Source organism: Shewanella sp. NKUCC06_TVS (genome assembly GCF_019345515.1).
GTDB lineage: Bacteria > Pseudomonadota > Gammaproteobacteria > Enterobacterales > Shewanellaceae > Shewanella > Shewanella oncorhynchi.
Map to the genome: position 1 here is coordinate 1 of NZ_JAHKQX010000043.1, position 368 is coordinate 368.

At 57.9% G+C, this 368-nt stretch carries 1 protein-coding gene; it reads left to right on the plus strand.

The features are described from left to right. The coding region (locus KO531_RS22215; RefSeq protein ID WP_219252249.1) for a hypothetical protein at nt 1-368 on the plus strand (368 nt) is incomplete at both ends.

Sequence of the window (368 nt, forward strand, 5' to 3'; positions counted from 1 at the left end):
CTGGCAATGGCAGCGGAACAACCCCACCAGTGATGGGCAACGGTTCGCCATCGGTGGCGAATGTGACAGATGATGGCACGCAAACCGATGTGCCGACAGCCGTCGCAGAAATACCGACGAATGCGGGGACACCAGCTCGTCCGTCAGTCGCGGTGAAGACCACAAACACGCCTTCAATGTCACAGACGGATGGCGTGCCTACGGACGACACGCCTGCGACAGTGGTGCCTGAGGCGAATGCTGCACAAGGATACACCGGCCGTAAATGGGAGGTGAGTAGTTCAACACCTGTGAATCTGAGCCACGGTGCGCAAACGGGCAGTAATTACACCCAAGGACCTAGGCGTAATTTGGGGACAACCCCAGAT